At 71.6% G+C, this 22,566-nt stretch carries 20 protein-coding genes and 1 tRNA gene; 9 read left to right on the top strand and 12 right to left on the bottom strand.

Going from position 1 to position 22,566, the window contains the following annotated elements:
* Window positions 1-37: 37 nt before the first annotated feature.
* From AB0N78_RS02235 to AB0N78_RS02215, 5 genes are all read right to left on the bottom strand, one after another.
* Window positions 38-2,332, bottom strand: coding sequence for a 3-hydroxyacyl-CoA dehydrogenase NAD-binding domain-containing protein (locus tag AB0N78_RS02235; protein ID WP_363385266.1), 2,295 nt, complete (start codon window positions 2,330-2,332; stop codon window positions 38-40).
* 81 nt (window positions 2,333-2,413) lie between these two features.
* Window positions 2,414-3,691: an HRDC domain-containing protein gene (locus AB0N78_RS02230; protein ID WP_363385264.1), complete on the bottom strand. Its 1,278-nt coding sequence runs from the start codon at window positions 3,689-3,691 to the stop codon at window positions 2,414-2,416.
* Window positions 3,585-4,337, bottom strand: coding sequence for a DUF998 domain-containing protein (locus tag AB0N78_RS02225; RefSeq protein WP_363385261.1), 753 nt, complete (start codon window positions 4,335-4,337; stop codon window positions 3,585-3,587). The genes AB0N78_RS02230 and AB0N78_RS02225 overlap by 107 nt, the downstream gene beginning before the upstream one ends.
* 11 nt (window positions 4,338-4,348) lie before the next feature.
* Entirely contained in the window at window positions 4,349-4,864 is a 516-nt protein-coding gene (locus AB0N78_RS02220; protein ID WP_363385259.1) for a LuxR C-terminal-related transcriptional regulator, read from the bottom strand.
* Between the two features lie 83 nt (window positions 4,865-4,947).
* Window positions 4,948-5,529 (bottom strand): DUF3000 domain-containing protein, encoded by a 582-nt coding sequence (locus AB0N78_RS02215; RefSeq protein ID WP_363385257.1) that lies wholly within the window; start codon window positions 5,527-5,529, stop codon window positions 4,948-4,950.
* Window positions 5,530-5,672: 143 nt separating this feature from the next.
* On the opposite strand from AB0N78_RS02215, the gene gndA reads away from it, so the two are divergent.
* Window positions 5,673-7,106, top strand: coding sequence for an NADP-dependent phosphogluconate dehydrogenase (gndA, locus tag AB0N78_RS02210; RefSeq protein WP_363385254.1), 1,434 nt, complete (start codon window positions 5,673-5,675; stop codon window positions 7,104-7,106).
* Complete coding sequence (locus AB0N78_RS02205) at window positions 7,103-8,350, top strand: hypothetical protein (RefSeq protein WP_363385252.1); 1,248 nt, start codon at window positions 7,103-7,105, stop codon at window positions 8,348-8,350. Before gndA ends, AB0N78_RS02205 begins: the two co-directional genes overlap by 4 nt.
* A gap of 57 nt (window positions 8,351-8,407) precedes the next feature.
* On the opposite strand, the gene AB0N78_RS02200 is transcribed toward AB0N78_RS02205, so the two are convergent.
* Both AB0N78_RS02200 and AB0N78_RS02195 read right to left on the bottom strand, forming a co-directional pair.
* Window positions 8,408-8,893, bottom strand: coding sequence for a hypothetical protein (locus tag AB0N78_RS02200; RefSeq protein WP_363385250.1), 486 nt, complete (start codon window positions 8,891-8,893; stop codon window positions 8,408-8,410).
* Window positions 8,890-9,678, bottom strand: coding sequence for a dihydrofolate reductase family protein (locus AB0N78_RS02195; RefSeq protein ID WP_363385246.1), 789 nt, complete (start codon window positions 9,676-9,678; stop codon window positions 8,890-8,892). The genes AB0N78_RS02200 and AB0N78_RS02195 overlap by 4 nt, the downstream gene beginning before the upstream one ends.
* Window positions 9,679-9,831: 153 nt before the next feature.
* On the opposite strand from AB0N78_RS02195, the gene zapE reads away from it, so the two are divergent.
* Window positions 9,832-10,860, top strand: coding sequence for a cell division protein ZapE (gene zapE / locus AB0N78_RS02190; RefSeq protein WP_363385243.1), 1,029 nt, complete (start codon window positions 9,832-9,834; stop codon window positions 10,858-10,860).
* 49 nt (window positions 10,861-10,909) lie between these two features.
* Here the strand turns inward: zapE and treZ are convergent, their stop codons facing one another.
* From treZ to glgX, 3 genes are read right to left on the bottom strand one after another with little or no spacing between them, the layout of a single operon-like run.
* A complete protein-coding gene (gene treZ, locus AB0N78_RS02185) occupies window positions 10,910-12,772 on the bottom strand; it encodes a malto-oligosyltrehalose trehalohydrolase (RefSeq protein WP_363385240.1) in 1,863 nt (620 codons plus the stop codon).
* Window positions 12,773-12,775: 3 nt separating this feature from the next.
* A complete protein-coding gene (treY, locus tag AB0N78_RS02180) occupies window positions 12,776-15,253 on the bottom strand; it encodes a malto-oligosyltrehalose synthase (protein ID WP_363385238.1) in 2,478 nt (825 codons plus the stop codon).
* Window positions 15,250-17,391 carry a glycogen debranching protein GlgX gene (glgX, locus tag AB0N78_RS02175; protein ID WP_363385235.1) on the bottom strand — a complete coding sequence of 714 codons (2,142 nt, stop codon included), beginning with the start codon at window positions 17,389-17,391 and terminating at the stop codon, window positions 15,250-15,252. Before glgX ends, treY begins: the two co-directional genes overlap by 4 nt.
* 108 nt (window positions 17,392-17,499) lie before the next feature.
* Here glgX and AB0N78_RS02170 point away from each other — a divergent pair, with 108 nt between their 5' ends.
* On the top strand, window positions 17,500-17,715 hold the full coding sequence (locus AB0N78_RS02170; protein WP_363385232.1) for a hypothetical protein: 216 nt from the start codon (window positions 17,500-17,502) through the stop codon (window positions 17,713-17,715).
* Here AB0N78_RS02170 and AB0N78_RS02165 read toward each other — a convergent pair.
* Complete coding sequence (locus AB0N78_RS02165; protein ID WP_363385229.1) at window positions 17,712-18,299, bottom strand: isochorismatase family protein; 588 nt, start codon at window positions 18,297-18,299, stop codon at window positions 17,712-17,714. The two genes, AB0N78_RS02170 and AB0N78_RS02165, sit on opposite strands and share 4 nt — an antisense overlap.
* Before the next feature lie 47 nt (window positions 18,300-18,346).
* On the bottom strand, window positions 18,347-19,147 hold the full coding sequence (locus AB0N78_RS02160; protein WP_363385226.1) for a putative protein N(5)-glutamine methyltransferase: 801 nt from the start codon (window positions 19,145-19,147) through the stop codon (window positions 18,347-18,349).
* A 40-nt stretch (window positions 19,148-19,187) separates the two neighbouring features.
* On the opposite strand from AB0N78_RS02160, the gene AB0N78_RS02155 reads away from it, so the two are divergent.
* The 5 genes from AB0N78_RS02155 to AB0N78_RS02135 all read left to right on the top strand — a co-directional run bounded on the left by AB0N78_RS02155 (window position 19,188) and on the right by AB0N78_RS02135 (window position 22,566).
* Window positions 19,188-19,261 (top strand) — tRNA-Leu (locus tag AB0N78_RS02155).
* Window positions 19,262-19,313: 52 nt separating this feature from the next.
* A complete protein-coding gene (locus AB0N78_RS02150) occupies window positions 19,314-19,877 on the top strand; it encodes a YdeI/OmpD-associated family protein (protein ID WP_363385223.1) in 564 nt (187 codons plus the stop codon).
* Window positions 19,878-20,015: 138 nt separating this feature from the next.
* A complete protein-coding gene (locus AB0N78_RS02145) occupies window positions 20,016-20,639 on the top strand; it encodes a response regulator (RefSeq protein ID WP_363386217.1) in 624 nt (207 codons plus the stop codon).
* 176 nt (window positions 20,640-20,815) lie between these two features.
* Complete coding sequence (locus AB0N78_RS02140; RefSeq protein ID WP_363385221.1) at window positions 20,816-22,084, top strand: ABC transporter substrate-binding protein; 1,269 nt, start codon at window positions 20,816-20,818, stop codon at window positions 22,082-22,084.
* A gap of 152 nt (window positions 22,085-22,236) precedes the next feature.
* Entirely contained in the window at window positions 22,237-22,566 is a 330-nt protein-coding gene (locus tag AB0N78_RS02135; RefSeq protein ID WP_363385218.1) for a DUF2277 domain-containing protein, read from the top strand.

The following is a 22,566-nucleotide window of genomic DNA, read 5'->3' as shown; positions in this document are numbered from 1 at the left end:
CCCCGGCAGGAGTGATCCCGCCGGGGCTTGGTCATGTCTAGCGTGCCAGGTACCCGCCGCGGACCAGGTACGGGGTGATCCCGCCCAGATGCCACGGCCACCCCGCGCCGAGGATCATCGCCAGATCCACCTGCTCCGGCCCATCGACCACCCGCTCGTCCAACAGCAGGCCGATCTCCTCTCCGAGCCCGGCGAGCACTCGGTCCAGCACCTGCTGCTCCGTGACGTCCCCGGGCTGACCGAAGGCCTCCTGGATTCCCGGATCGACCACCCGGGTGCCCTCCGGTCCGCTGCGGGTCACTGCCCGGCCCTGCTCGGTCAGCGCATCCAACCCGGGGGACAGGCGGTACCGGGGGCCGAGCTCCCGGTGCAGGGTGGTCAGCACATGCCCGCCGACGGCCAGGCCGACCAGGTCGAGCAGCGCGAAGGGGCTCATCGGCAGGCCGAGCGGGTCGAGTGCCCGGTCCGCGACCTGCACCGGAGCGCCGTCCTGCACCGCCGCCAGCACATCCGAGAGCATGCGCAGCAGCACCCGGTTCACCACGAATCCGGGAGCGTCCGCCGTGCGCACCACCGTCTTGCCACAGCGCCGGGCCAGGTCGGCGGCCGTGGTCACCGCCACCGGGTCGGCTCCTGCGGTGGCGACCACCTCCACCAACGGCATCCGGTCCACCGGGTTGAAGAAGTGCAGTCCCACCACCCGCTGGGGATGGTCCAGCCCGCTGGCCATCGCCGTCACCGACAACGCCGAGGTGTTGGTGGCCAGGATCGTGCTGGGCGATACCACCCGCTCCAGCTCGGCGAAGACCTGGCGCTTGACCTCCAGCACCTCGGTCACCGCCTCGATCACCAGATCGGCCTGCGCCAGGGCGGACAGGTCGGTGCCGACGGTGAGCAGATCGCGCACCGCCGGGTCGATCCGGCCCTTGTCCGCCAGCCGGGACACCAGGTCGGTGATCCGGTCCCGACCCGCGGCGGCGCGCTCCTCATCGACCTCCCGCAGCGCGACCGGGACGCCGAGCTTGCCCCCGATCAACACCGCCAGCTGCGCGGCCATCAGCCCGGCTCCCACGATGCCGACCCGGCGGATCTCCCGGGGCAGTGCCTGCGTGGGCCCGGTGGCGCGGGCGGAGCGGTTCACCAGGTCGGAGGCGTAGAGCGCGGCACGGGCCTGATCGGAGACCAGCAGCTCGGCCAGGGCGTCGTCCTCGGCGGCGAACCCGGTGTCCCGATCCCGGCTCCTGGCCGCGCCCAGCAGGGACAGCACCCGGGGGTAGGCCGGGGCGGCCCCGTGCAGGCGGGTGTCCAGGGCCGCAGCGGTCGCCGCGATCAGGGCCGCGTCGTCCGAGTTCGCAGCCGACGTGGAGGCGTGATCCGACGTCGCAGCCGGCTCGGCTGTGTGGTCCTCGGTGCCAGGCGGCTCGGCCTCATCGCCACGCCGGGTCGGGTTTGGAGCGTCCGGCGCTGTCCCGGACGCGGACGGGTGATCGTCAGCCATCGAGGACGTGGCGGCGGCTCCGTGATCCCGGAGCGGTGTGCCGGTGTGTCCGAGCGTCCACTCGATCGCCTTCATCGCGAAGTCTTCGGCGGGCAGCACGGCGTCCACCAGCCCGATCCGCTCGGCGGTGGCCGCATCGACCAACCGATGCTGCGCGGGTCGGTGCACCGCCAGGTCGATGGCGGCGGGCAGACCCACCAGGCGCGGGAGCAGCCAGGTGCCGCCCCAGCCGGGCACGATGCCCAGCGAGGCCTCCGGCAGCCCCAGGGATCGCACGCCGTCGGCGACCACCCGGTAGTCGCAGTGCAGCGCCAGCTCCAGTCCGCCGCCGAGGGCGTGTCCGGTGATCCAGGCGACGGTGGGCACCGGCAGCTCGCCGAAGGGGCGCAGGGCAGCGTGGCCTAGCTCCGCCAGCGTCCGGGCGTCGACGGTGTCCCGCAGTCGACGGGCCACAGTCAGGTCGGCACCGGCCACAAAGCAGCCGGGGCGGCCGGTGACGGCCACCGCCACTAGCTGGTCGGCGCGCGCCGCCACCCCGGTGATCGCCTCGTGCAGCGCGAGCAGGCCGCGGGGTCCCAGCGTGGTCGGTCGGCGTCCATCGGGGGAGTCCACGGTCAGCACCGCCACCCGCCCGGCCGGTGTGCTGACGTCCTCCACGCTCACCTGAGCGACCTGCCGGTCCGGTTCGGCCGGCAGATCCGTCGGACAACCGTGCGGCAGCAGCGCCGCGAGTCGCTCGGTCTGCGCGGCGCTCAACGTCGGCGGCGGACTCGGCTGCTCGGGCGAGGTGGCACCGGTGCTGACGGGGTCGATGGACGTGCGGAGGTGGCGCATGCGGTCTCCCTGGACGACGGTGTCCGGTCGTCGCCGACCCTAACCGCAGGTCCGGGCGCTGTCCTGGCGGAAGTCGACCGGTCAGTCCACTGCGGCGAAGGCCGTGGCCAACCGCTCCGCGATCAAGCCGATCTGCCACTCCCGCGCCCCGCCGGCCCGCAACCGCTCAGCGAGGGCATCGGCATCCGCGGGGGTCGGCGGTGCCCAGCACACCCGGCGCAGCAGATCGGGCTGCACCAGGTTCTCCACCGGCACATGGTGCTGCTCGGACAGTGCGGCGACCAGCTCCTTGGCGGCGGCCAATCGGGCGGCGGCAGCGGGGTCACGGTCGGGCCAGGACCGGGGCGGGGGCGGACCGTCCGAGCGCGGACCACGCGAGGGCGGCAGCTGGTCCTCGGGCAGCGCGAGACCGGCGTCGATGGCGCGCTGCCAGAGCGCGGCCCGTCGACGGGTGCCCTTGCCGGAGAACTGAGGCAGCCCGGTCAGCTGCGGCACCGAACGGGGCAGCGCCTGGGCAGCCGCCAGGATCGCCGCGTCGGGCAACACCCGACCGGGGGAGATGTCCCGCTGACGGGCGTTCTCGTCCCGGGCCTCCCACAGCGAACGGACTACGGCCAACCGGCGCGGGTCGCGGATGGCGTGCACCCCGGAGACCCGCCGCCAGGGATCGACCCGGGGCGCGGGCGGCGGTGCCAGGCGCACGGCCTCGAACTCCTCCGCGGCCCACTGCGCCTTGCCGGCCACCGCCAGCCGCTCGGCCAACACCTCACGCAGATCGACCAGCACCTCGACGTCCAGGGCGGCATAGCGCAGCCACTGCTCGGGCAGCGGACGGGTGGACCAGTCGACGGCCGAGTGCTCCTTGGCCAGGCCGAGTCCGAGCAGTTCGGCGACCACGGCCGCCAACCCCACCCGGTCCAGGCCGAGCAACCGGGCACCGAGTTCGGTGTCGAAGATCCGGCTCGGTCGCATGCCCTGCTCGGCCAGCGGATGCAGATCCTGGGAGGCGGCGTGGAACACCCACTCGACCCCGACCAGCGCGTCAGAGAGCGCGGACAGGTCCGGCAGTGCGGCCGGGTCGATCAGTGCGGTGCCCGCGCCCTCACGGCGCAGCTGCACCAGGTAATTGTGCTGGCCGTAGCGGTAGCCCGAGGCGCGCTCGGCGTCGACCGCCACTGGTCCGGTCCCCGCGCCGAAGGCCCGGACGACCTCGGCGTAGGCCTCGGGGGTGGCGATCACCGGGGGAATGCCGTCAGCGGGCTCGGTCAAGGGGACGACCGTGGGGGTCTGCTCGGTCGGCTCGCCCTCCCGGGCGGTGGGATCGTCGTCGGCCGGGGTACCGGCCGGAGTGCTCTGCATGGGGTTTACCGTAGGGCGTGTCGCCCGGCGTGTTGTGCCGCCGCGCGGGCCGCAGGCACAGGATCGTCACGCCGGCGGCCAGGAACCAGAGCAAGATCGGATAGACGCCGATCCGCTCCACCAGACCGAACAGGTGCCTCGGGAAGGCCACGGTCACCACCAGCGCCGCTAGGCCCACCGTGCCGGTGGCCACCCCCGCCCAGCCCAGCGCGCGCAGCCCCGGACGCTCGCGTACCCCTCTGCCGAGCAGGAGCACCCCGAGTAGTCCGCAGCCGACGGCCATCAGCGCGCAGGGCACGTGCCAGGCGCTCACGTCCTCGGGGAACAGCCCCACGCCGATCTCACCCAGCCCGGACAGCACCAGGAGCCCGGTGCCACTCCGACTGCCGAACACGTGTCGGGTCAGGACGGCACCGGTCGCCAGCGTCGCACCGGCCAGCACCCAGGAGGCCTGAGCCAGCGCATGCCACGGCGAGCAGACCTGGCGGCCGGCGAACTCCCCGCACGTCGCAGCGCCCAGGTCGCTGATCGCGTAGGTCAGCGGGTCGTAGGGCAGCGTCCAGGCGGACCGCACCACCAGCAGCAGCACGAAGTACTGGATGACCGACACCCAGAGCAGGCCACCGATCCGGGTCTGTCGACTCACGGACCCCGAAACTAGCTGAACAGACCGGTCCGAATCGAGATCGCCACGAGTGCGGCCCGGTCGCCGGTGCCGAGTTTGCGGGAGATGCGCGCCAGGTGGCTCTTCACGGTCAGTGCGGACAGGCCCAGCTCCTCGCCGATCGCCCGGTTGGAGAACCCGTCGGCCACCAGTCGCAGCACGCTCAGTTCACGGGAGGTCAGCTCGGGGCGGGTGTGCCCGCCGGGGTGCGTGGTGAAGGGGGCGGCGGCCTCCGCCGGGTCGACAGCATTCGGGTCGGTGGCGACGGCACCGCGCAGCCCACCGGTGAGCAGGGTGACCAGCTCCGGGCGTCCGGCCCGGCGGGCGAGCAGGATCACCCGGCCCGATCCGCGACGGCGCAGGTTGCGCACCAGGATCTGGGAGTCGCCGGGCTTGAGCTCGGTGACGACCACGCACATCTGACCCAGCCCGCGGCGCGGCGGTACGCCCGGTCGGCGGATCTGCACGGCAGCGGCGGATCGGCCTGGATGTACCGGTTCGTAGCTCACTGCACTGTCCCCCTGATGATCGGTTGCACCCCCTATCGGCGGATTTCACCCGCTCCTTGAGGGTTTCGGGCCAACTCGCCCGCTCAGTGCCGGCGGCCCAGCGCCACCACGCCCTCCGGCAGCGGCGGCAGACCTGCCACTGTGCACAGCAGCTCACCCCAGGCGCGCAGGTGGGGGGCCAGATCCTCGTCCGCGGCGGTCCAGGAGGCGCGCATCTCCAGCTCGCACAGTTCGGGCCGCTCGTCCAACGCACCGAAGCTCTGGGACAGCACCCGGGTGACGGTGCCCCCGGCAGCACGGATGTCCACCTCGGCCTCGGCCAGCGCCTCGGACAGCCAACTCCAGGCGACCTCCGCCAACAACGGGTCCTGACCGACCTCCGGTTCGAGCACCGCGCGCACCAGCGTCACCAGGCGGAAGGTGCCCTCCCAGGCGTCCTGCCCTGCGGGGTCGTGCAGGATCACGAACCGGCCCGAGGCCAGCTCATCGGCCTCCGGGTCATGGCGCGTGGTGCGGACCTCGGCGTTGAGCGCGGCGGTGTACGGCGCGATCCGGGCCGGACCGGGCACCTCCTCCAGCGTGACCTCCGGTCGCAGCGTCACCCCGCGCAGCGAGCGCAGCGCCCGCAGGAACTCCGGGGGTGCGGTGCGCGGGCCGGTGGACATGTCAGGGAGGCTAGGGCTGGGGTCGGGCGGGACGGAGCAGGCGCGCCGTGGACGCTCACCGGCGGTGCGGAGCAGGCCGACTAGGGTGAAGCGGCACCACAGCACGCTCAACCTCAGGTAGTCCCCTCGAAGGAGCATCACCGATGTCCGCTGCACAGATCGGCGTCACCGGCCTGGCCGTCATGGGCCGCAATCTGGCCCGCAACCTGGCCCGTCACGGCTACACCGTCGCGGTGCACAACCGCTCCTACGCCAAGACCGAGTCGCTGATCGCCGATCACGGCGACGAGGGCACCTTCGTGCCGTCGGAGTCCGTGCAGGACTTTGTGGCGAGCCTGGAGCAGCCGCGCAAGATCATCGTCATGGTCAAGGCTGGTGCGGCCACCGACGCGGTGATCGACGAGCTGGTGCCGCTGCTGGACGAAGGCGACATCGTGATCGACGCCGGGAACGCGCACTTCCCGGACACCATCCGGCGCGAGGCCGCGCTCAAGGCGCACGGGCTGCACTTTGTCGGCTCCGGCGTCTCCGGCGGCGAGGAGGGTGCCCTGCTCGGCCCGTCGATCATGCCCGGTGGCTCGCGGGAGTCGTATGAGGTGCTCGGCCCGATCCTGGAGGACATCTCCGCCAAGGTCGACGGAGTGCCCTGCTGCACCTACGTCGGTCCGGATGGTGCCGGACACTTCGTCAAGATGGTGCACAACGGCATCGAGTACGCCGACATGCAGCTGATCGCCGAGGCCTACGACCTGCTCAAGCAGGGGCTGGGTGCCTCCGCCGCGGAGATCGCCGAGATCTTCAAGTCCTGGAACGAGGGCGACCTCGAGTCCTTCCTGATCGAGATCACCGCCGAGGTGCTGGCGCACGTCGACGCCGAGACCGGCAGTGCCTTCGTCGACATCGTGCTGGACCAGGCCGAGCAGAAGGGCACCGGGCGCTGGACCGTGCAGAACGGTCTGGACCTGGGGGTGCCGATCACCGGCATCGCCGAGGCGACCTTCGCCCGGGCGCTGTCCGGCTCGGTGCCGCAGCGCGCCGCCGCGGTGTCCACGCTGCCCGCGCTGGCCGAGGACTTCCAGGTCACCGACCGGGAGGCGTTCATCGAGGATGTCCGCTTGGCGCTCTACGCCTCCAAGGTGGTCGCGTACTCCCAGGGCTTCGACCAGATCGCCGCCGCCTCCGCGGAGAACGGCTGGGACATCGACCGTGGGGCGATGGCGCGAATCTGGCGCGGTGGTTGCATTATTCGGGCGCGGTTCCTCAACCGGATCACTGAGGCCTACGAGCGCGATGTGCACCTGCCGTTGCTGCTGTCGGACGAGTACTTCACGAATGCGGTGGCGGGTGGTGTCCCGGCCTGGCGTCGGGTGGTGTCGCAGGCCGCGCTGGCGGGTGTGCCCACCCCGGCGTTCAGCTCCTCGCTGGCCTACTACGACGGGGTCCGTGCCGAGCGGCTGCCCGCCGCGCTGATTCAGGCGCAACGGGACTTCTTCGGGGCGCACACCTACCGGCGCACCGACAAGGACGGGACCTTCCACACCGAGTGGTCCGGCGACCGCAGCGAGCAGAACGCGTGACGCAGGGCAGCATCGTCCGGCCGGTCATCCTGGGCGCCGACATCGGCGTCTACGCACTGGCCCGGGCGTTCCACGAGGAGTACGGCGTCCGCAGCACCGTGATTGCCGGGGCGGCACTGGGCCCCATCGCGGACTCGGCGATCCTGGACGTCCGGCTGGTCGCCGACGGACATGATCCGCGTCAGCTGGTGGACGAGCTGCTGGTGGTCGCCCGCCAGCACACCGGTCCGGAGCGGCTGGTGCTGCTGGCCAACTCGGACTGGTTGGTCCGAGTGGTGGTGCAGCACCGCGCCGAGCTGGAACCGTTCTACGTGGTGCCGTTTCTGTCCGAGGAGCTGTTGGACCGACTGAGCGACAAGGCCACCTTCGCCGAGGAGGCGGTGGCGGCCGGGCTGTCGGTGCCGCGGACCATCGTGCAGGACTTCGCTCGGGCCGGTGAGGACGACTGGGCCCCGGCACCGGTGGACATCACCTTCCCGCTGATCGCCAAGGCGGCCAGCAGCGCCGACTACCAGGAGGTCGAGTTCCCGGGGAAGGCCAAGGTCTTCGAGATCGCGGATGCCGACGAGCTGGCGGCACTATGGGTGTCGCTGCGCGAGGCCGGGTTCCGGGGTCGCTTTGTGGTGCAGGAGCTGATCGGCGGCGACGACACCCAGATGCGGTCGATCACCGCCTACGTCGACTCGCGCGGAGCGATCACCCTGCTCTGCTCGGCACATGTCCTGCTGGAGGAGCACACCCCCTCCGGGCTGGGCAATCCGGCGGCGATGATCGTCACCCGGGAGCAGGAGATGCTCGACCAGGCGGCGGCCTTCCTCCGGCAGGTGGGGTACGTCGGCTTCGCGAACTTTGATGTGAAGGTTGACCCGCGGGACGGCAGCTTCCGGTTCTTCGAGGTCAACCCGCGGATCGGGCGGAACAACTACTACGTCACCGCGGCCGGGGCGAATGTGGCCCGGTTCCTGGTGGAGGACCGGGTGCTGGACCACGCGCTGGACCCGGTGGTGGTGGACGGCTCGGTGCTGTACTCGATCCTGCCGCACCGCCTGCTGCTGAAGTACGTGCTCGACCCGGCGCTGGCGGCCCGGGTCCGCGGGCTGATCAAGGCCGGACGGGTGGCACACCCGCTGCGCTACCGGGCGGACGCCGGTGTGAAGCGCCGCTGGTACGCATTCGTCGCCGGGATCAACCAGGTGCGCAAGTTCCGGCGCTGGTACCCGAAGGTCACCGGCACCGGCTTCTGAGACGCAGAAGGAAGGCCCCGACCATCAGCGGTCGGGGGCCTTCCTCCTGTCCGCGGGTCAGCCCAGCTCGGAGGTGCCCAGGTACAGGTGCAGCACGGGGACGTGCAGCTCCTCGCGGGCCCGGGATGCCCAATCCTGGTGGAAGGTGTCCTCCAGGGCGTGCGGGTAGGTCGCCACCACCGCCTCGCGGGCACCGGTCTCACTCAGCGCGGCGCGCAGAGCGGGCAACGGGTCGTCGTCCACCACGGTGCCGGAGGCATGCGCGCCGGCGGCGGCGAAGGCCTCCAGCGACTGCGACAGCTGCTCGGCGGCGTCCGCGGTGGCGCGGTCCGGTGCGGGCTCGCGGCCCAGCACGGTGTCCAGCGCCTCGCGCAGCTCGCCCATGCTCAGCTGGTCCACCAGGGAGACCAGCACATTGCGCTCGGTGTCCGCGGGCACCAGCACCCGGTAGGCCAGCTGCTCGTCGCTGTGCAGGGAGAGGATGTGCGCCACATCCGCCGAGGTCAGGGTGTCCTCTGTCAGGACCAGGATCGTGTCGGTCACAGGTCCGAGCCTAGCTGCCAGCGCCCGAGCAGCATCCCGTTGCTGTGGAACAGATGCGCGGGGGCGGCGGGCACGGTGGGGGACAACCAGTCCTGGGTGTGCACCGGTCGCACACCCGGCCCTCCGGTCAGCATCGGGCTGGTGGACAGGCACAGCTCGTCGACCAGTCCGGCCGCGACCAGATCGCCCAGCAGCCGCGGGCCGCCCTCGGCCAGCACCCGGGTCAGGCCGTGTGCGGCGAGCTGGTCCAACGCAGCGGCCAGGTCAACGGTGGTGTCCCCGGCGATGATCACCCGCGCCGGGTCGAGCTGGTCCAGCCGGGGGTTGGTGGCCACCGTGATCACGTAGGGCCGGTCCTCGGCGGGCACGTCACGCAGCTTCTCCGGCAGGACACCGGTGCGGGTGACCAGGGCCAGCGGCAGTCGCTCATCCTGGCCTCGTTCGGCCCGGGCGGCGCGCAGATCCGCGGGAACCCGCAGCGGGCCGTAGCCCTCGTCCCGGGCGGTCCCGGCACCGACCAGCACCACATCGGCCACCGCGCGCTGCACCCGGAACGCTCGCCAGTCCGCCGGGCCGTTGATGCTGCGCGAGCGTCCGTCCGGACCCTGCGCGGAGCCGTCCAGGGTGCTGATCATGTTGGCGCGCACCGCGGTCGAGCGGCCCGGTCGGGGGGCGGGGTGGGCGTAGAAGGCGTGCAGCACCGGCTCACCGGGGGCGGGGGCCAGGCTCTCACCAGCACGCTCGGCAGGCAGCAGGATGTCCAAAGGGGGCAGCTCCGGGGGCATGTGGCGAGCCTACGGGGGCGCGAGGGGCGGCCGCAGGTCAGCGCCCCGGGCTTCATCGCGGATGCTGCGTGCCGGGGCGTGAGCGTGGGCTTGCCCGGGCCCGAACCGGTGGGCTGTCGCCGGATCCGCCCGCGCCGCCTAGGCTGTCCGCCCGTGACCAGCCGCACCACGCCGACGACGGCGTCCCTGACCGACCGGAACCCCCAGGTGGCCCCGGAGCGGTTGCTGGCCGAGCGGGTCCCGCCGCCGCACTTCGCCGCCGAGTCCTTCGACACCTACCGCCCCGACCCGGCACATCCCTCCCAGGCCGCCGCATTGGCCCGGCTGCGTGAGGTGGCCCAGACAGTGACCGCCCGACGCGGAGGATTGTTCCGCCGCAAGACCGCGGTGCCGGCGGTGTACCTGGACGGCGGCTTCGGAGTGGGCAAGACCCACCTGCTGACCTCGCTGGCCTCGGCGGTCGGAGAGGACGCGGCCTACGGCACCTTCGTGGAGTGGACCAATCTGGTCGGCGCGCTGGGGTTCCGCCCCACTGTGGAGGCGCTGTCCGACCGGCGGCTGGTGTGCATCGACGAATTCGAGCTGGACGATCCCGGTGACACCGTGCTGATGTCCCGCCTGTTGCGCGAGCTCACCGACCGGGGCGTGGCCCTGGCCGCCACCTCCAACACGCTGCCTGAGTCATTGGGTGAGGGGCGGTTCGCCGCGGATGACTTCCTGCGGGAGATCCAGGACCTGTCCGGGCGGTTCGAGGTGCTGCGGATCGACGGGCCGGACTACCGCCAGCGCGCGGTGGTCACCGACACCGAGCCGCTGAGCGACGACCAGGTCCGCGCCGCCACCCAGGCAGTGCCCGGGGCCACCTGCGACGACTGGTCGACGCTGCTCACCCACCTGTCCCGGGTGCACCCCAGCCGCTACGGCGCGCTGGTCGAGGGCACCACCCTGGTCGGGTTGACCGCCGCCGGTCCGGTGCCGGACCAGGATGTGGCGCTGCGCCTGGTGGTGCTGGTCGACCGGCTGTACGACCGCGACGTGCCGGTGCTGCTCGGGTCGGCGGGCGCGGGATCGCTGTTCTCCGAGTCGATGCTGGCCGGCGGGTACCGGAAGAAGTACTACCGGGCGCTGTCCCGGTTGGGTGCGCTGGTCGACCGGGGGCGGGCGGAGTTCGTGCGGGCTTGAGGCACCTGCGAGTGGGGCGCAGGCCACTGGTCGGGACAGGGCGCTGTGTTCAGCGTAGGACGACGACGGTGTGCGGCGGGACGGCCACCGTGGCCTGCGTGGGGTCGGGTGACTCCCCGCTCGCCGAGGGCTGCGCACCCGGGGTGACCCGCGCGCCACCCGCCGCCCACGCGGCCAGCACCTGCGGGTGTCCGGTGCGGCCGAGCGGGATGGTCTGCGCGGAGTCGGCCAGGTTGATCACCACACGGGCATCACCGCGGTGCAGGACCAGCCAGCTGCGCCAGGCTCGGGCGCGGGCGGCTTCGGGGGAGTGGTCGACGTCGCCGGGGCCGATCTCCGGAAGCTCGGCCCCGGTGTCCCAGGTCAGCGCGGTGGCCGTCCGGTTGCCGTCGCCGAGGGCGGACACCTCACGGCGCAGCGTGGTCAACTGCCGGTACCAGTCCAGCAGGCGGCGGTGCCCGGGGAGTTCGGGCTCGGCCCAGTCCAGGCGGCTGCGCTCCAGGGACTCGATGGCCTGCGGGTCGGGGACGCGGAAGTCCTCGTCGGTGCTGCCGTACATCACCGCCCACCCGTGCGATCCGAACTCGGCGGCCCGCCCCTGCCGTACGGCCTCGGCCAGCTCGGGCTCAGGGTGGTCGGTCAGGAACAGCCAGGGTGTGCGCGCACCCCACTCCTCACCCATGAACAGCATCGGGGTGAAGGGGGACAGCAGGATCAGCGCGGCCTCGGCTGCGAGGGCGGCGTCGGCCAGGCGTTCACTCGGCCGATCGCCCAGGGCCCGGTTGCCGATCTGGTCGTGGTCGGAGCCGAAGACCACGAACCGGTGCCCGTCGACGCCCTCGGGCACGGGTCGGCCCCAGTCCTGTCCACGGAAGGTGGAGTGCCCGCCGTCGTGCACGAACACCCGGGTCATCGCCTGGGCCAGCGTCTGCGGGGACCCGAAGTCGACGTAGTAACCCTGGCGCTCCCCGGTGAGCAGCGCATGCACGGCGTGGTGCACGTCATCGGCCCACTGCGCGGTCATACCCCAGCCGCCACCGGAGGTCGGGGTGACCGACACCGGATCGTTGAGGTCGGTCTCGGCGATCAACGACAGCGGACGGCCGAGGTCCAGGGCGGCGACCGCATCGGACAGCTCGGTGAGGATGTGCCGGGGGGAGTCGTCGATCAGGGCGTGCACCGCGTCCAGGCGCAGCGCGTCCACGTGGAAGTCCCGGAACCAGCGCAGCGCCGAGTCCACGATCCAGCGCCGCACCTCCGGCTGACCCAGATCGATCGCGCTGCCCCAGGGGGTCTGGTGTGCGTCGGTGAAGTACGGGCCGAACTCGCCCAGGTAGTTCCCGGAGGGCCCCAGGTGGTTGTGCACCACGTCCAGGCAGACCGCCAGCCCGGCCCGGTGCGCGGCGTCGACAAAGCGTTGGAGGGCCACCGGTCCGCCGTAGGGCTGGTGCACGCCGTAGAGCGAGACACCGTCGTAGCCCCAGCCATGCCGACCGTTGAAGGGTGCCACCGGCAGTAGCTCGACCACCTCGACGCCGAGGTCCACCAAGTGCCCGAGCCGGGCGATGGCGGCGTCCAGGGTGCCGCCGGTGGTGAAGGTGCCCACGTGCAGCTCGTAGACCACCGCCCCGCGCACATCTCGCCCCGCCCAGGCACCGTCCGCCCACTCGAACCGTTCGGGGTCGAACACCCGGGACGGTCCGTGTACCCCCTCCGGTTGCCAGGGTGAACGCGGATCGGGGCGCAGCGGACCGCCGTCCAGCGCGAAGCCGTAGTCGGTGCCGTGCGGCTGCGGCGCGCCCTGCCACCAGCCGCCCTCAGTGCGGATCAATGGCAGACGGTCACCGCCGCCGTCATCGGTGCCGGGCAGCACCAGCTCCACGGTGCTCGCCGTCGGTGCCCACACCCGCATCGCTCAGCCCTCCCGCACCAGCAGTGCCACCGGCATCCGGTCCAGCACCTCGGCCAGTCGTCGTACCCCGCCGCTCACCGGGCGGTCGGTCAGCACGTCCTGCCAGTCGCCCTCGGGCAGCGCCACGGTGTGCTCGGCCCAGCCGCCCATCCGCTCCACGGACGCGGCCAGCCGGGTGGCCACCACCACGATCCGGGGCTGGTCGGCGACGGTCCGGGCATAGGTGATCGCGTGGCCGGAGGAGTGCGCCAACGGGGCGAAGCCGGCCTCCGGACCGGTGATCGCCTCCCGCAGCTCCCGGCGCACCCGCAGCGCCATCGCGGTGACCAGCAGCTTCTCATCGGCCAGGTCGCGCGGTCCGGCGCCCTCGTCCAACCGGGCCAGCCGGGCGGCGATGGCGGCGTGGTCCACCGGGCGACGGTTGTCCGGGTCGACCAGCGCCACGGCGGGGATCTCGGTGCCCTGGTACACATCGGCCACACCGGGCAGGGTGAGGTGGACCAGCGCGGTGCCGAGGATGGCGGCGCGCACCGGCCCCCGGGTGCGCTGCTCCCACCGGGTGAACAACTCGGCCACCGCCGGGTCGGTGACGGCCTGGCGGGCCGCGGCGAGCACAGCGGATTCGTAGGCCTCGTCCGAAGCGGTCCAGCTGGTGTGCTGTTTGGCCTCGCGGACCGCCTTGGTCAGGTACTCGGTCAGCCGGTCGGCGTTCAGCGGGCCGTCGGCGGTCCAGGTGCCCGCCAGGGTCTGCCAGAGCAGGTTCTCGGTCCGGCCGTCCAGTAGCGCCGGTCGCCAGCCGGCGGAGGCGGCGCGCAGGTCACCGACCAGTTCGGCCCACTCCACCGGCAGCTCGGACAGCACGCCGAGCCGGGCACGGACGTCCGCGGAGCGTTTGGTGTCGTGGGTGGACAGGGTGGTCATGCCTAGCGGAGAACTGACCTGCATCCGCCCGGCCCAGGTGAGCAGCTCGGTGGGGGACAACGCGAACCGGTCCGGCTCGCCGCCGACCTCGCACAGCGACACCAGGTGGGTCCAGCGGTAGAAGGCGGTGTCCTCCACACCCTTGGCCATCACTGCGCCGCAGGTCTGCTGGAAGCGCACGATCAGCTCGTCGCGGCGGGCATCCCGGGTGCGACCGGCGGAGCCCACCTCCCGGCCGAGCAGCAGGTCGACCAGGACGTCCATCGTGGCGGCCCGTTCGGGGGCGAGTCGAGTCCGGGCCAGCGCGGCGGCGGACTCCAGGACCTCGACATCCGCGGGGTGCGGGGTCTGCCCGGGCACCACATAGGCCCGGTAGCGGTCCATCGCGACCAGCAGCTCGATCAGGCAGTCCTGTAGCGAGCGCCAGGTGTGGTCGCGCAGTCGCAGGTCACCCGAGCAGATCGCCGCGGCCAGTTCGGTCAGCCGGTGCACCTCGGCGTAGAGCGCGCGGTCGACCACCTCACGTTTGGCCTGGTCGACCAGGTCGGGCAGGGCGTCGGTGGTGTCGCCGGTGAGCCGGTGCATCAGCGCGCCCAGCCGTCCACCGCCGCCGGGGTCGATGAACGCCTGCTGGATGCGCCATAGCTCGTCGTAGCCGGTGCTGCCAGCGGTGTCCCAGTCGGCGGGCAGCTCCTCGTCGCCCTGCAGGATCTTCTCCACCACCACCCAGGCTCCGTCGGTGGCCTCGCGCAGTCGGGCCAGATACCCCGCGGGATCGGCCAGTCCGTCCGGGTGATCGATCCGCAGCCCGTCGATGATCCCCTCGCGCACCAGCCGGAGCACCAGCGCGTGCGTGGCGTCGAAGACCGCCGGGTCCTCGACCCGGATCGCGGCCAGCGTGCCGACATCAAAGAACCGTCGGTAGTTCAGCTCCTCATCCGCCACCCGCCAGTAGGCCAGCCGGTAGTGCTGGCGTTCGACCAGCTCGGCCAGCGGCAGCGATTCGGTGCCCGGTCGGACCGGGAAGACGTGGTCGTAGTAGTGCAGCTGCCCGTCGACCAGGGTCAGTTCGCCCCGGGCCAGCACCGCGCCGATCCGGTCACCCAGCACCGGCATCAGCACCGCGCCGTCCCCGGCGGACCAGTCCACGTCGAACCAGTCCGCGTAGGGCGACTCCGGGCCCTCGGCCAGCACCGACCACAGCGCGCGGTTGTGCCAGGCCGGGGTGGGCACCGCCATGTGATTGGGCACGATGTCCAACACCAGCCCCAACCCGGCGGCATGGGCGACCTCCGCCAACCGGCGCAGCGCCTCCTCACCGCCGAGCTCGGGGGCGACCTCGTCGTGGTCGACCACGTCATAGCCGTGGGTGGAGCCGGGTGCGGCGCGCAGGATGGGGGACAGGTACAGGTGCGTGACACCAAGGGAGTCCAGGTACGGCACCAGGTTGGCGGCGTCGTCCAGCGACAGGTCCGGTCCGAGCTGGAGCCGGTAGGTGGACACCGGTACCGGACGCCCGGGGGCAGGTAACCGGCGGGACGGGGTGGTGGGGTCGCTCACGGCGTGCTCTCGGGGTCGTCGGTGGTGCTCATCGGTGGGCGGGTGAGCACCACCAAGGAGCGCGGGGCCAGTCGGAGCTCGGCCCGTGCCTGCATCGTCTCGTCCGCCGCGAACTGGCTGTCGGTGTCCAGCACGACGGTCCACTGCTCGCCGTACTCGGTGTCCGGGAGGGTGAAGGTCACCGGCTCGGGCGCACCGTTGAGCAGCACCAGGAAGGAGTCGTCAACGATGTCCTCCCCGCGTAGGTCCGGCTCCGCGATCGCGTCCCCGTTGAGGAACACCGCCACCGAGCGGGCGTACTCCTCCTGCCACTGCGCATCGGACATGTGTGTGCCCGACGGGTCCAGCCAGGCGATGTCGCGCAGATCGGACTCCCCACCGCGCTCCGGTGCCCCCGCAAAGAACCGGCGACGACGGAACACCGGGTGCTCCCGGCGCAGCGCCACCACCGTGCGGGTGTACTCCAACAGCTGCTCGCGGGTGGCATCCAGATCCCAGTCCACCCAGGACAGCTCGTTGTCCTGGCAGTAGACGTTGTTGTTGCCCTGCTGGGTGCGACCCAGCTCGTCACCGTGCGCCATCATCGGCACCCCCTGGGACAGCAGCAGCGTCGCCAGGAAGTTCCGGGACTGACGCAGCCGCAGCTCCACGATGTCGGCATCGTCGGTGGGGCCCTCGACGCCGCAGTTCCAGGACCGGTTGAAGGACTCGCCGTCGTTGTTGTCCTCGCCGTTGGCCTCGTTGTGCTTCTCGTTGTAGGACACCAGGTCGCGCAGGGTGAAGCCGTCGTGCGCGGTGATGAAGTTGACGCTGGCGATCGGGCGACGACCGGTGTGCTCGTACAGATCCGAGGAGCCGGACAGTCGACTGGCGAACTCCGCCAAGGTGGCCGGCTCACCACGCCAGAAGTCCCGCACCGTGTCCCGGTAGCGTCCGTTCCACTCCGACCACAGCGGTGGGAAGCCCCCCACCTGGTAGCCGCCGTCACCCAGATCCCAGGGCTCGGCGATCAGCTTCACCTGGGAGATCACCGGGTCCTGCTGCACGATGTCGAAGAACGCGCTCAGCCGGTCGACCTCGTGGAACTGCCGCGCCAGCGTCGCCGCCAGGTCGAAGCGGAAGCCGTCGACGTGCATATCCCGCACCCAGTAGCGCAGCGAGTCCATGATCAGCTGCAACACATGCGGGGAGCGCATCAGCAGCGAGTTCCCGGTGCCGGTGGTGTCGAAGTAGTGCTCCCGGTCGTCGTCGACCAGCCGGTAGTAGGAGGCGTTGTCGATCCCGCGGAAGCTCAGCGTCGGGCCCATGTGGTTGCCCTCGGCGGTGTGGTTGTACACCACGTCCAGGATGACCTCGATGTCGGCGGCGTGCAGCGCCTTGACCATGGTCTTGAACTCCTGCACCTGCTGACCGGTCGACCCGTAGGCCGCGTAGCCGTTGTGCGGGGCGAAGAAGCCGATGGTGTTGTAGCCCCAGTAGTTGGTCAGGCCCTTGTCGGCCAGGGTGCTGTCGTGCACGAACTGGTGCACCGGCATCAGCTCGACGGCGGTCACCCCCAGATCGGACAGGTGCTCGACCACCGCCGGGTGCCCGAGTGCGGAGTAGGTGCCGCGGATCTCCTCCGGGACGGCCGGGTGCAGCTGGGTCAGCCCGCGCACATGCGCCTCGTAGATCACCGACTCGTGGTACTCGTGCTGCGGCGGGCGGTCGTGCCCCCAGTCGAAGTACGGGTTCACCACCACTGAGGTCATGGTGTGCCCGGCCGAGTCATCGGTGTTGCGCTGATCGGGTGCACCAAAGGTGTAGCTGTACAGCGACTGGTCGCCATCGGTCTGCCCGTCGATGGCTTTGGCATAGGGGTCCAGCAGCAGCTTGCTCGGGTCGCAGCGGTGCCCGGACGCGGGGTCATAGGGACCGTGCACCCGGTAGCCATAGCGCTGCCCCGGTTGCACGGCGGGCAGGTACCCGTGCCAGACGAAGGCGTCCACCTCCGGCAGGTCGATCCGGCGCTCGCTGCCGTCGTCGTCGATCAGGCAGAGCTCCACCCGTTCGGCGACGGCGGAGAACAGCGCGAAGTTGGTGCCGCTGCCGTCGTAGGTGGCCCCCAGGGGGTAGGGGCGGCCCGGCCAGATCCTCATGACAGTGTCCTCACCAGCTCAGAGTGCCAGGGACGTCGCGGATCGGCACCGCGAACCATCCGGGTGATTCACCCGAGCAGACCCTCGCATATCGGGCAAAACGGACGCATGCTGACCGCCATGCAGGAGGACGACCGGGTCGTGATCACCAATGCCGACATCGCCGCGGCCAAGCGTGACTGGCAGCAGGCACGCACCCGCGGCGACCACGCCGAGGCGATCGACGAGGCGCACGACGTCTACCGGCGACTGGTCTCCGCCCAGGCCCAACAGATCGCGGACACCTTCCGAGCCACCGGCACACTGCCCGCCGATCAGGGCTAGAAAGCGGTCGTCAGCTCAATGTGAGCCCGGCTCAAACGGGTGAGAGCAGCGATGGTGGTCGGTGTGGAGACACCTGCCGTGAGATCGGTCAGTACCCGCACCGCAAAACCGGCCTGGGCGGCGTCCAACGCCGTCGCCGTCACGCAGTGGTCCGTGGCCAGCCCGACCACATCCACCGCCGAGACCCCCGCCGCGCGCAACGCGCCGGCCAGATCACCGGGCCGGTCCACCAGCTGTCCGGCGAACCCCGAGTAGTCCTGCCGGCCCTGACCCTTGTGGACCAGCACGGCGCTCGCGGGCAGGCGCAGATCGGGGTGGAAGGCCGCCCCGGTGGTGTCCCGCACGCAGTGCTCCGGCCAGGTGGCGACATAGTCCGGTGGGGCATCGACCGCGAAGTGCCCGTCATTGCTGTCCGGCAGCGGCTCGTGCCAGTCGGCGGTGGCGGCCACCAGTGCGTAGTCCGCGGCCCGACGGTCCAGATAGGAGCTGATCGCCCCGGCCACCGCCGCGCCGCCCTGCACGGCCAGCGCCCCGCCCTCGCAGAAGTCGTTCTGCACATCCACCACGATCAGTGCGCGTGTCATGCCGTCCTCCGTTGCCTCGACGTCATCCCCAGTCGTCCCGGGGACCATCATGCTGCCCGGGGCCGCACCGCCACCACGGCGGTGGCGTCCAGCTCGGGATCGCGCACCACGCGGGGCAGCAGGCCCGCCGCCGTGCACGCGGCCGCGGTGCGCTCGGCCTGCCGCTGCGACGTCTCGATCACCAGCGTGCCGCCCGGACGCAGCCAGCGCGGGGCCACCGCAGCAACCCGGCGGTGCAGGACCAGGCCGTCCGCGCCGCCGTCCAGGGCGAGTGCGGGCTCATGGTCACGCGCCTCGGCCGGCATCAGGGCGATCTCCTCAGTGGGCACGTAGGGCGCGTTCACGGTCAGCACGTCCACCCGACCGGCCAGCGTGCTCGGCAGCGCCTGGCCCAGATCGCCGAGCAGCACCCGTCCGTCCACCCCGGCCTCAGCGATGGATCGTCGCGCGCAGTCCACCGCCGCCGGGTCCAGATCGCAGGACCACAACCGGCTGCCGGGCAACGCACGGGCCACGGCCACACCGATCGCCCCCGACCCGCAGCACAGGTCCACCAGCACCGGGCCGGTCGACACCGCGCCACCAGCCGTCACCGCCGCACGCACCACCAGCTCGCTGCGCCGCCGCGGCACGAACACCCCCGGTGCCACTGGTACCCGATGTCCGGCGAACTGTGCCCAGCCCACCACCTGCTCCAGTGGCTCCCCATCCACCCGGCGTGCGGTCATCGCTGCCAACGTCCCGGCATCCGGCGCGGACTGCACCAACACGCGCGCCTCGTCCTCGGCGAACACGCATCCTGCGGCGCGCAGCCGCGCCACCAGCGTGCTCAGGTCGACCGATGTCACCCAGGCACCGTACGCGCCCGCTAGGATGGGTGCGCACACGGCCCCGATAGCCCAACTGGCAGAGGCGTTCGGCTCAAACCCGATCCAGTGTGGGTTCGAATCCCACTCGGGGCACAGTGATCGACATCAGCGCGCAGGACCTGGTCCGGTCCAGGATCATCAGGGAATGGCTGCCACCGACCCGCCGCTGATCCTCCCCGACGCCGCCGCCTGGCGCGCCTGGCTGGACGCCCACGAGTCCGACTCCGACGGTGTGTGGCTGGTCCTGGCCAAGAAGGGCACCACCGACCCCACTCGGTTGCTGGTCACCGAGGCGTTGGACGAGGCGCTGTGCTCCGGGTGGATCGACGGGCAGCGCAAGGGACGCGACGCGACCACGTTCCTGCAGCGCTACACCCCGCGTCGGCCCCGGAGTCTGTGGTCCGCGCGCAATGTGCAGTACATCGCCCGGCTGACCGAGCAGGGCCGGATGCGCCCGCGCGGACTGGCCGAGGTGGCTGCCGCGCAGGCGGACGGGCGCTGGGAGCGGGCCTACGCCGGGCAGGCCACCATTGAGGTGCCACCGGATCTGGTGGACGCCCTGGCCGCCGCGCCGGGTGCGGCCGAGGCCTTCACGGCGCTGAGCAAGTCCGCGCGGTACTCGGTGCTGCACCAGGTGATCACCGCCGCGACGCCCGAGACCCGGGCACGCCGGATCGCCCGCTGGGTGGCCTCCCTCACGCGGCGATGAGGGCAGGTGCTCGGGTTCACAACCGCCGAATCCGCCACGGTCGGGACCTGAGGACCTAGAATCTTCTGCGTGAGCACCCAGGACGCAACCCCGAACGAGGCCGCGGAGCAGGCGAACGCCGCCCCGCTCGACCTCGATATTCCCCTCAAGACCGAGCAGCAGCCCACCGAGCCGGAGGCCCGCCCCGCGCGCCGCGCCGTCGTCGCCGAGGACGAGGCCCTGATCCGGATGGACGTCGTCGAGACGCTCCGCGAGGCCGGATTCGACGTGGTCGGGGAGGCCGGTGACGGTGAGCAGGCCGTGGCGCTGGCCACCGAACTCACGCCGGACGTCGTCGTGATGGACGTCAAGATGCCGGTGCTGGACGGCATCTCCGCCGCCGAGCGGATCGCCAAGGCCCACCTGGCCCCGGTGGTGCTGTTGACCGCGTTCTCCCAGACCGAGCTGGTCGAGCGCGCCCGTGACGCCGGTGCGATGGCGTATGTGGTCAAGCCGTTCAGCCCCGCCGACCTGCTGCCCGCGGTGGAGATCGCCATCTCCCGCTACGCGCAGATCAGCGCACTGGAGTCCGAGGTCGCCGACCTGGCCGAGCGGTTCGAGACCCGCAAGCGGGTGGACCGGGCCAAGGGCCTGCTGATGACCAAGATGGGCCTGTCCGAGCCGGAGTCCTTCCGGTGGATCCAGAAGACCTCGATGGACCGTCGCCTGACCATGCGTGAGGTCGCCGACGCCGTGATCGATCAGGTCGGCGGAGCCTCCTGACCGCTGGCTGAACCCTGGTGCTCATCGCAGAGCCCGGCCCGTCGCGCTGACGGGTCGGGCTCTGTGCGTTGATCACGAATCCACAACAACTCTGGTTGAGACACCGCCGACACACGGGTGACACAGAGCGCCCCTAGCGTCGCCGCCACAGTCACTCCACCAGAGGGGTTCCACGCATGATCCGTACGACACATGCCCTCCAGGCGGCCGGGCTCGCCGGCGCCGTGGCGCTCGTGCTCACCGCGTGCAGCAGTTCCGACGACGCGGGTGCGGGCGGTTCCAGTTCCGGCAGCGGCTCCGGTGACGGCAGTCCGCTGATCGTCGGCACGCTGCTCCCACAGACCGGCACCCTGGCTTACCTCGGTCCGCCGGAGGTCGCCGGTGTGAACCTGGCCGTGCAGGAGATCAATGAGGCGGGCGGGGTGCTCGGCTCCGATGTCGAGGTGGTGCACGCCGACTCCTCGGATGCCGATCACGCCGAGGTCGCCACCCAGTCGGTCACCGACCTGCTCTCCCAGGACGTGCAGGTCATCATCGGGGCGGCCTCGTCCTCGGTGACGTTGAACGTGGTTGATGACATCACCGGTGCCGAGGTGGTGCAGATCTCCCCGGCGAACACCGCGACCTCGCTGTCGGGGTACTCGGACTACTACTTCCGCACCGCACCGCCGGACACCGTGCAGGGTGCCGCTCTCGGCAACCTGATCACCGGGGACGGCAAGGCGAATGTCGGCATCCTGGTGTTCAACGACGACTACGGGACCTCGCTGCGTGACGTGGTGAAGTCCACCGTCGAGGACGCCGGGGCCACCGTGGTCTACGGCAACCCGGGGGAGGAGTTCGACCCGGCCGCGTCGTCCTTCGCCACCGATGTCACCGCGCTGATGGCCACCAACCCGGATGCCATCGTCATCTTGGCCTTTGAGCAGACCAAGCAGATCATCCCCGAGCTGGTCGCCGCCGGAGCGGATCTGTCCACGGTGTACATGGTGGACGGCAACACCGCCGACTACTCCGCGGACTTCGACCCCGGCACGTTGGAGGGCGCCCAGGGCACCATCCCGGGGGCGTTCCCCAGCGATGAGTTCCAGGCTCGATTGCAGGAGGTCGACCCGAATCTGACCGACTACGCCTACGGCCCGGAGTCCTACGACGCGACGATCTTGGCGGCGCTGGCAGCGGTGAAGGGTGGCGGCACCGACGGTCCGACCATCCAGGCCAACCTGGCGGCGGTCTCCGGCGCGGACGGCGGCGAGGAGTGCAGCACCTACGCCGACTGCGTGGAGCTGCTGGACGCCGGTGACGACATCCGCTACGTCGGGCAGGCCGGTATCGGCCCGTTCAACGAGGACAACGACCCGTCCAGCGCGTTCATCGGCGTCTACCAGTACGGGGCCGACAACAAGAACGTGTGGGTGAAGGCGGTCGAGGGCGCCGTCGACTGACCTCGCCTGCTGCGCCGGGGCCTGGCAGAGGTCGGGGCCCCGGCGCAGCGTCGCGACGTGAGTTCGTGTCATGGTCGGCTCCTGGGCGGTGCATCAGCGGGTCAGGCGCTGACCGCTCGCCGGTCCAGGCGCACCGGCCTACCGTGAGCGGCATGTGCCGGAACATCACCACGCTGCGGGGCCTGGAGCCCGCCGCGACCGACGAGGAGATCGTGGCCGCGGCCCGTCAGTTCGTCCGGAAGGTCAGCGGTGTGCAGTCGGTGAGCGCCGCCACCGCCGAGCCCGTCGAACGCGCCGTCGAGCAGATCGCCGCCATCGTCGCCGCACTGTTGGACGAGTTGCCCGACCGGCGTCGCCCGCCCGCCACCGTCCCGCCGCTGCGCCGTCCGCAGGTGCGGGAACGGCTCGGGCTGGGGGAGTTCCCCGACCCGGAGCACGACCATGTGCACGAGCCCGGGAGCACCCCGGAGCTCGCGCACTAG

The sequence above is a fragment of the Cellulomonas sp. NPDC089187 genome (assembly GCF_040685135.1).
GTDB lineage: Bacteria > Actinomycetota > Actinomycetes > Actinomycetales > Cellulomonadaceae > Cellulomonas.
This window is presented reverse-complemented; position numbering and strand designations above follow the sequence as displayed.

Coding starts and splice junctions, on each gene's coding strand:
- AB0N78_RS02235 (WP_363385266.1), bottom strand. CDS start 2,332: ATGCGCCACCTCCGCACGTCCATCGACCCCGTCAGCACCGGTGCCACC.
- AB0N78_RS02230 (WP_363385264.1), bottom strand. CDS start 3,691: ATGCAGAGCACTCCGGCCGGTACCCCGGCCGACGACGATCCCACCGCC.
- AB0N78_RS02215 (WP_363385257.1), bottom strand. CDS start 5,529: ATGTCCACCGGCCCGCGCACCGCACCCCCGGAGTTCCTGCGGGCGCTG.
- gndA (WP_363385254.1), top strand. CDS start 5,673: ATGTCCGCTGCACAGATCGGCGTCACCGGCCTGGCCGTCATGGGCCGC.
- AB0N78_RS02195 (WP_363385246.1), bottom strand. CDS start 9,678: ATGCCCCCGGAGCTGCCCCCTTTGGACATCCTGCTGCCTGCCGAGCGT.
- treZ (WP_363385240.1), bottom strand. CDS start 12,772: ATGCGGGTGTGGGCACCGACGGCGAGCACCGTGGAGCTGGTGCTGCCC.
- glgX (WP_363385235.1), bottom strand. CDS start 17,391: ATGAGGATCTGGCCGGGCCGCCCCTACCCCCTGGGGGCCACCTACGAC.
- AB0N78_RS02170 (WP_363385232.1), top strand. CDS start 17,500: ATGCTGACCGCCATGCAGGAGGACGACCGGGTCGTGATCACCAATGCC.
- AB0N78_RS02165 (WP_363385229.1), bottom strand. CDS start 18,299: ATGACACGCGCACTGATCGTGGTGGATGTGCAGAACGACTTCTGCGAG.
- AB0N78_RS02150 (WP_363385223.1), top strand. CDS start 19,314: ATGGCTGCCACCGACCCGCCGCTGATCCTCCCCGACGCCGCCGCCTGG.
- AB0N78_RS02140 (WP_363385221.1), top strand. CDS start 20,816: ATGATCCGTACGACACATGCCCTCCAGGCGGCCGGGCTCGCCGGCGCC.
- AB0N78_RS02135 (WP_363385218.1), top strand. CDS start 22,237: ATGTGCCGGAACATCACCACGCTGCGGGGCCTGGAGCCCGCCGCGACC.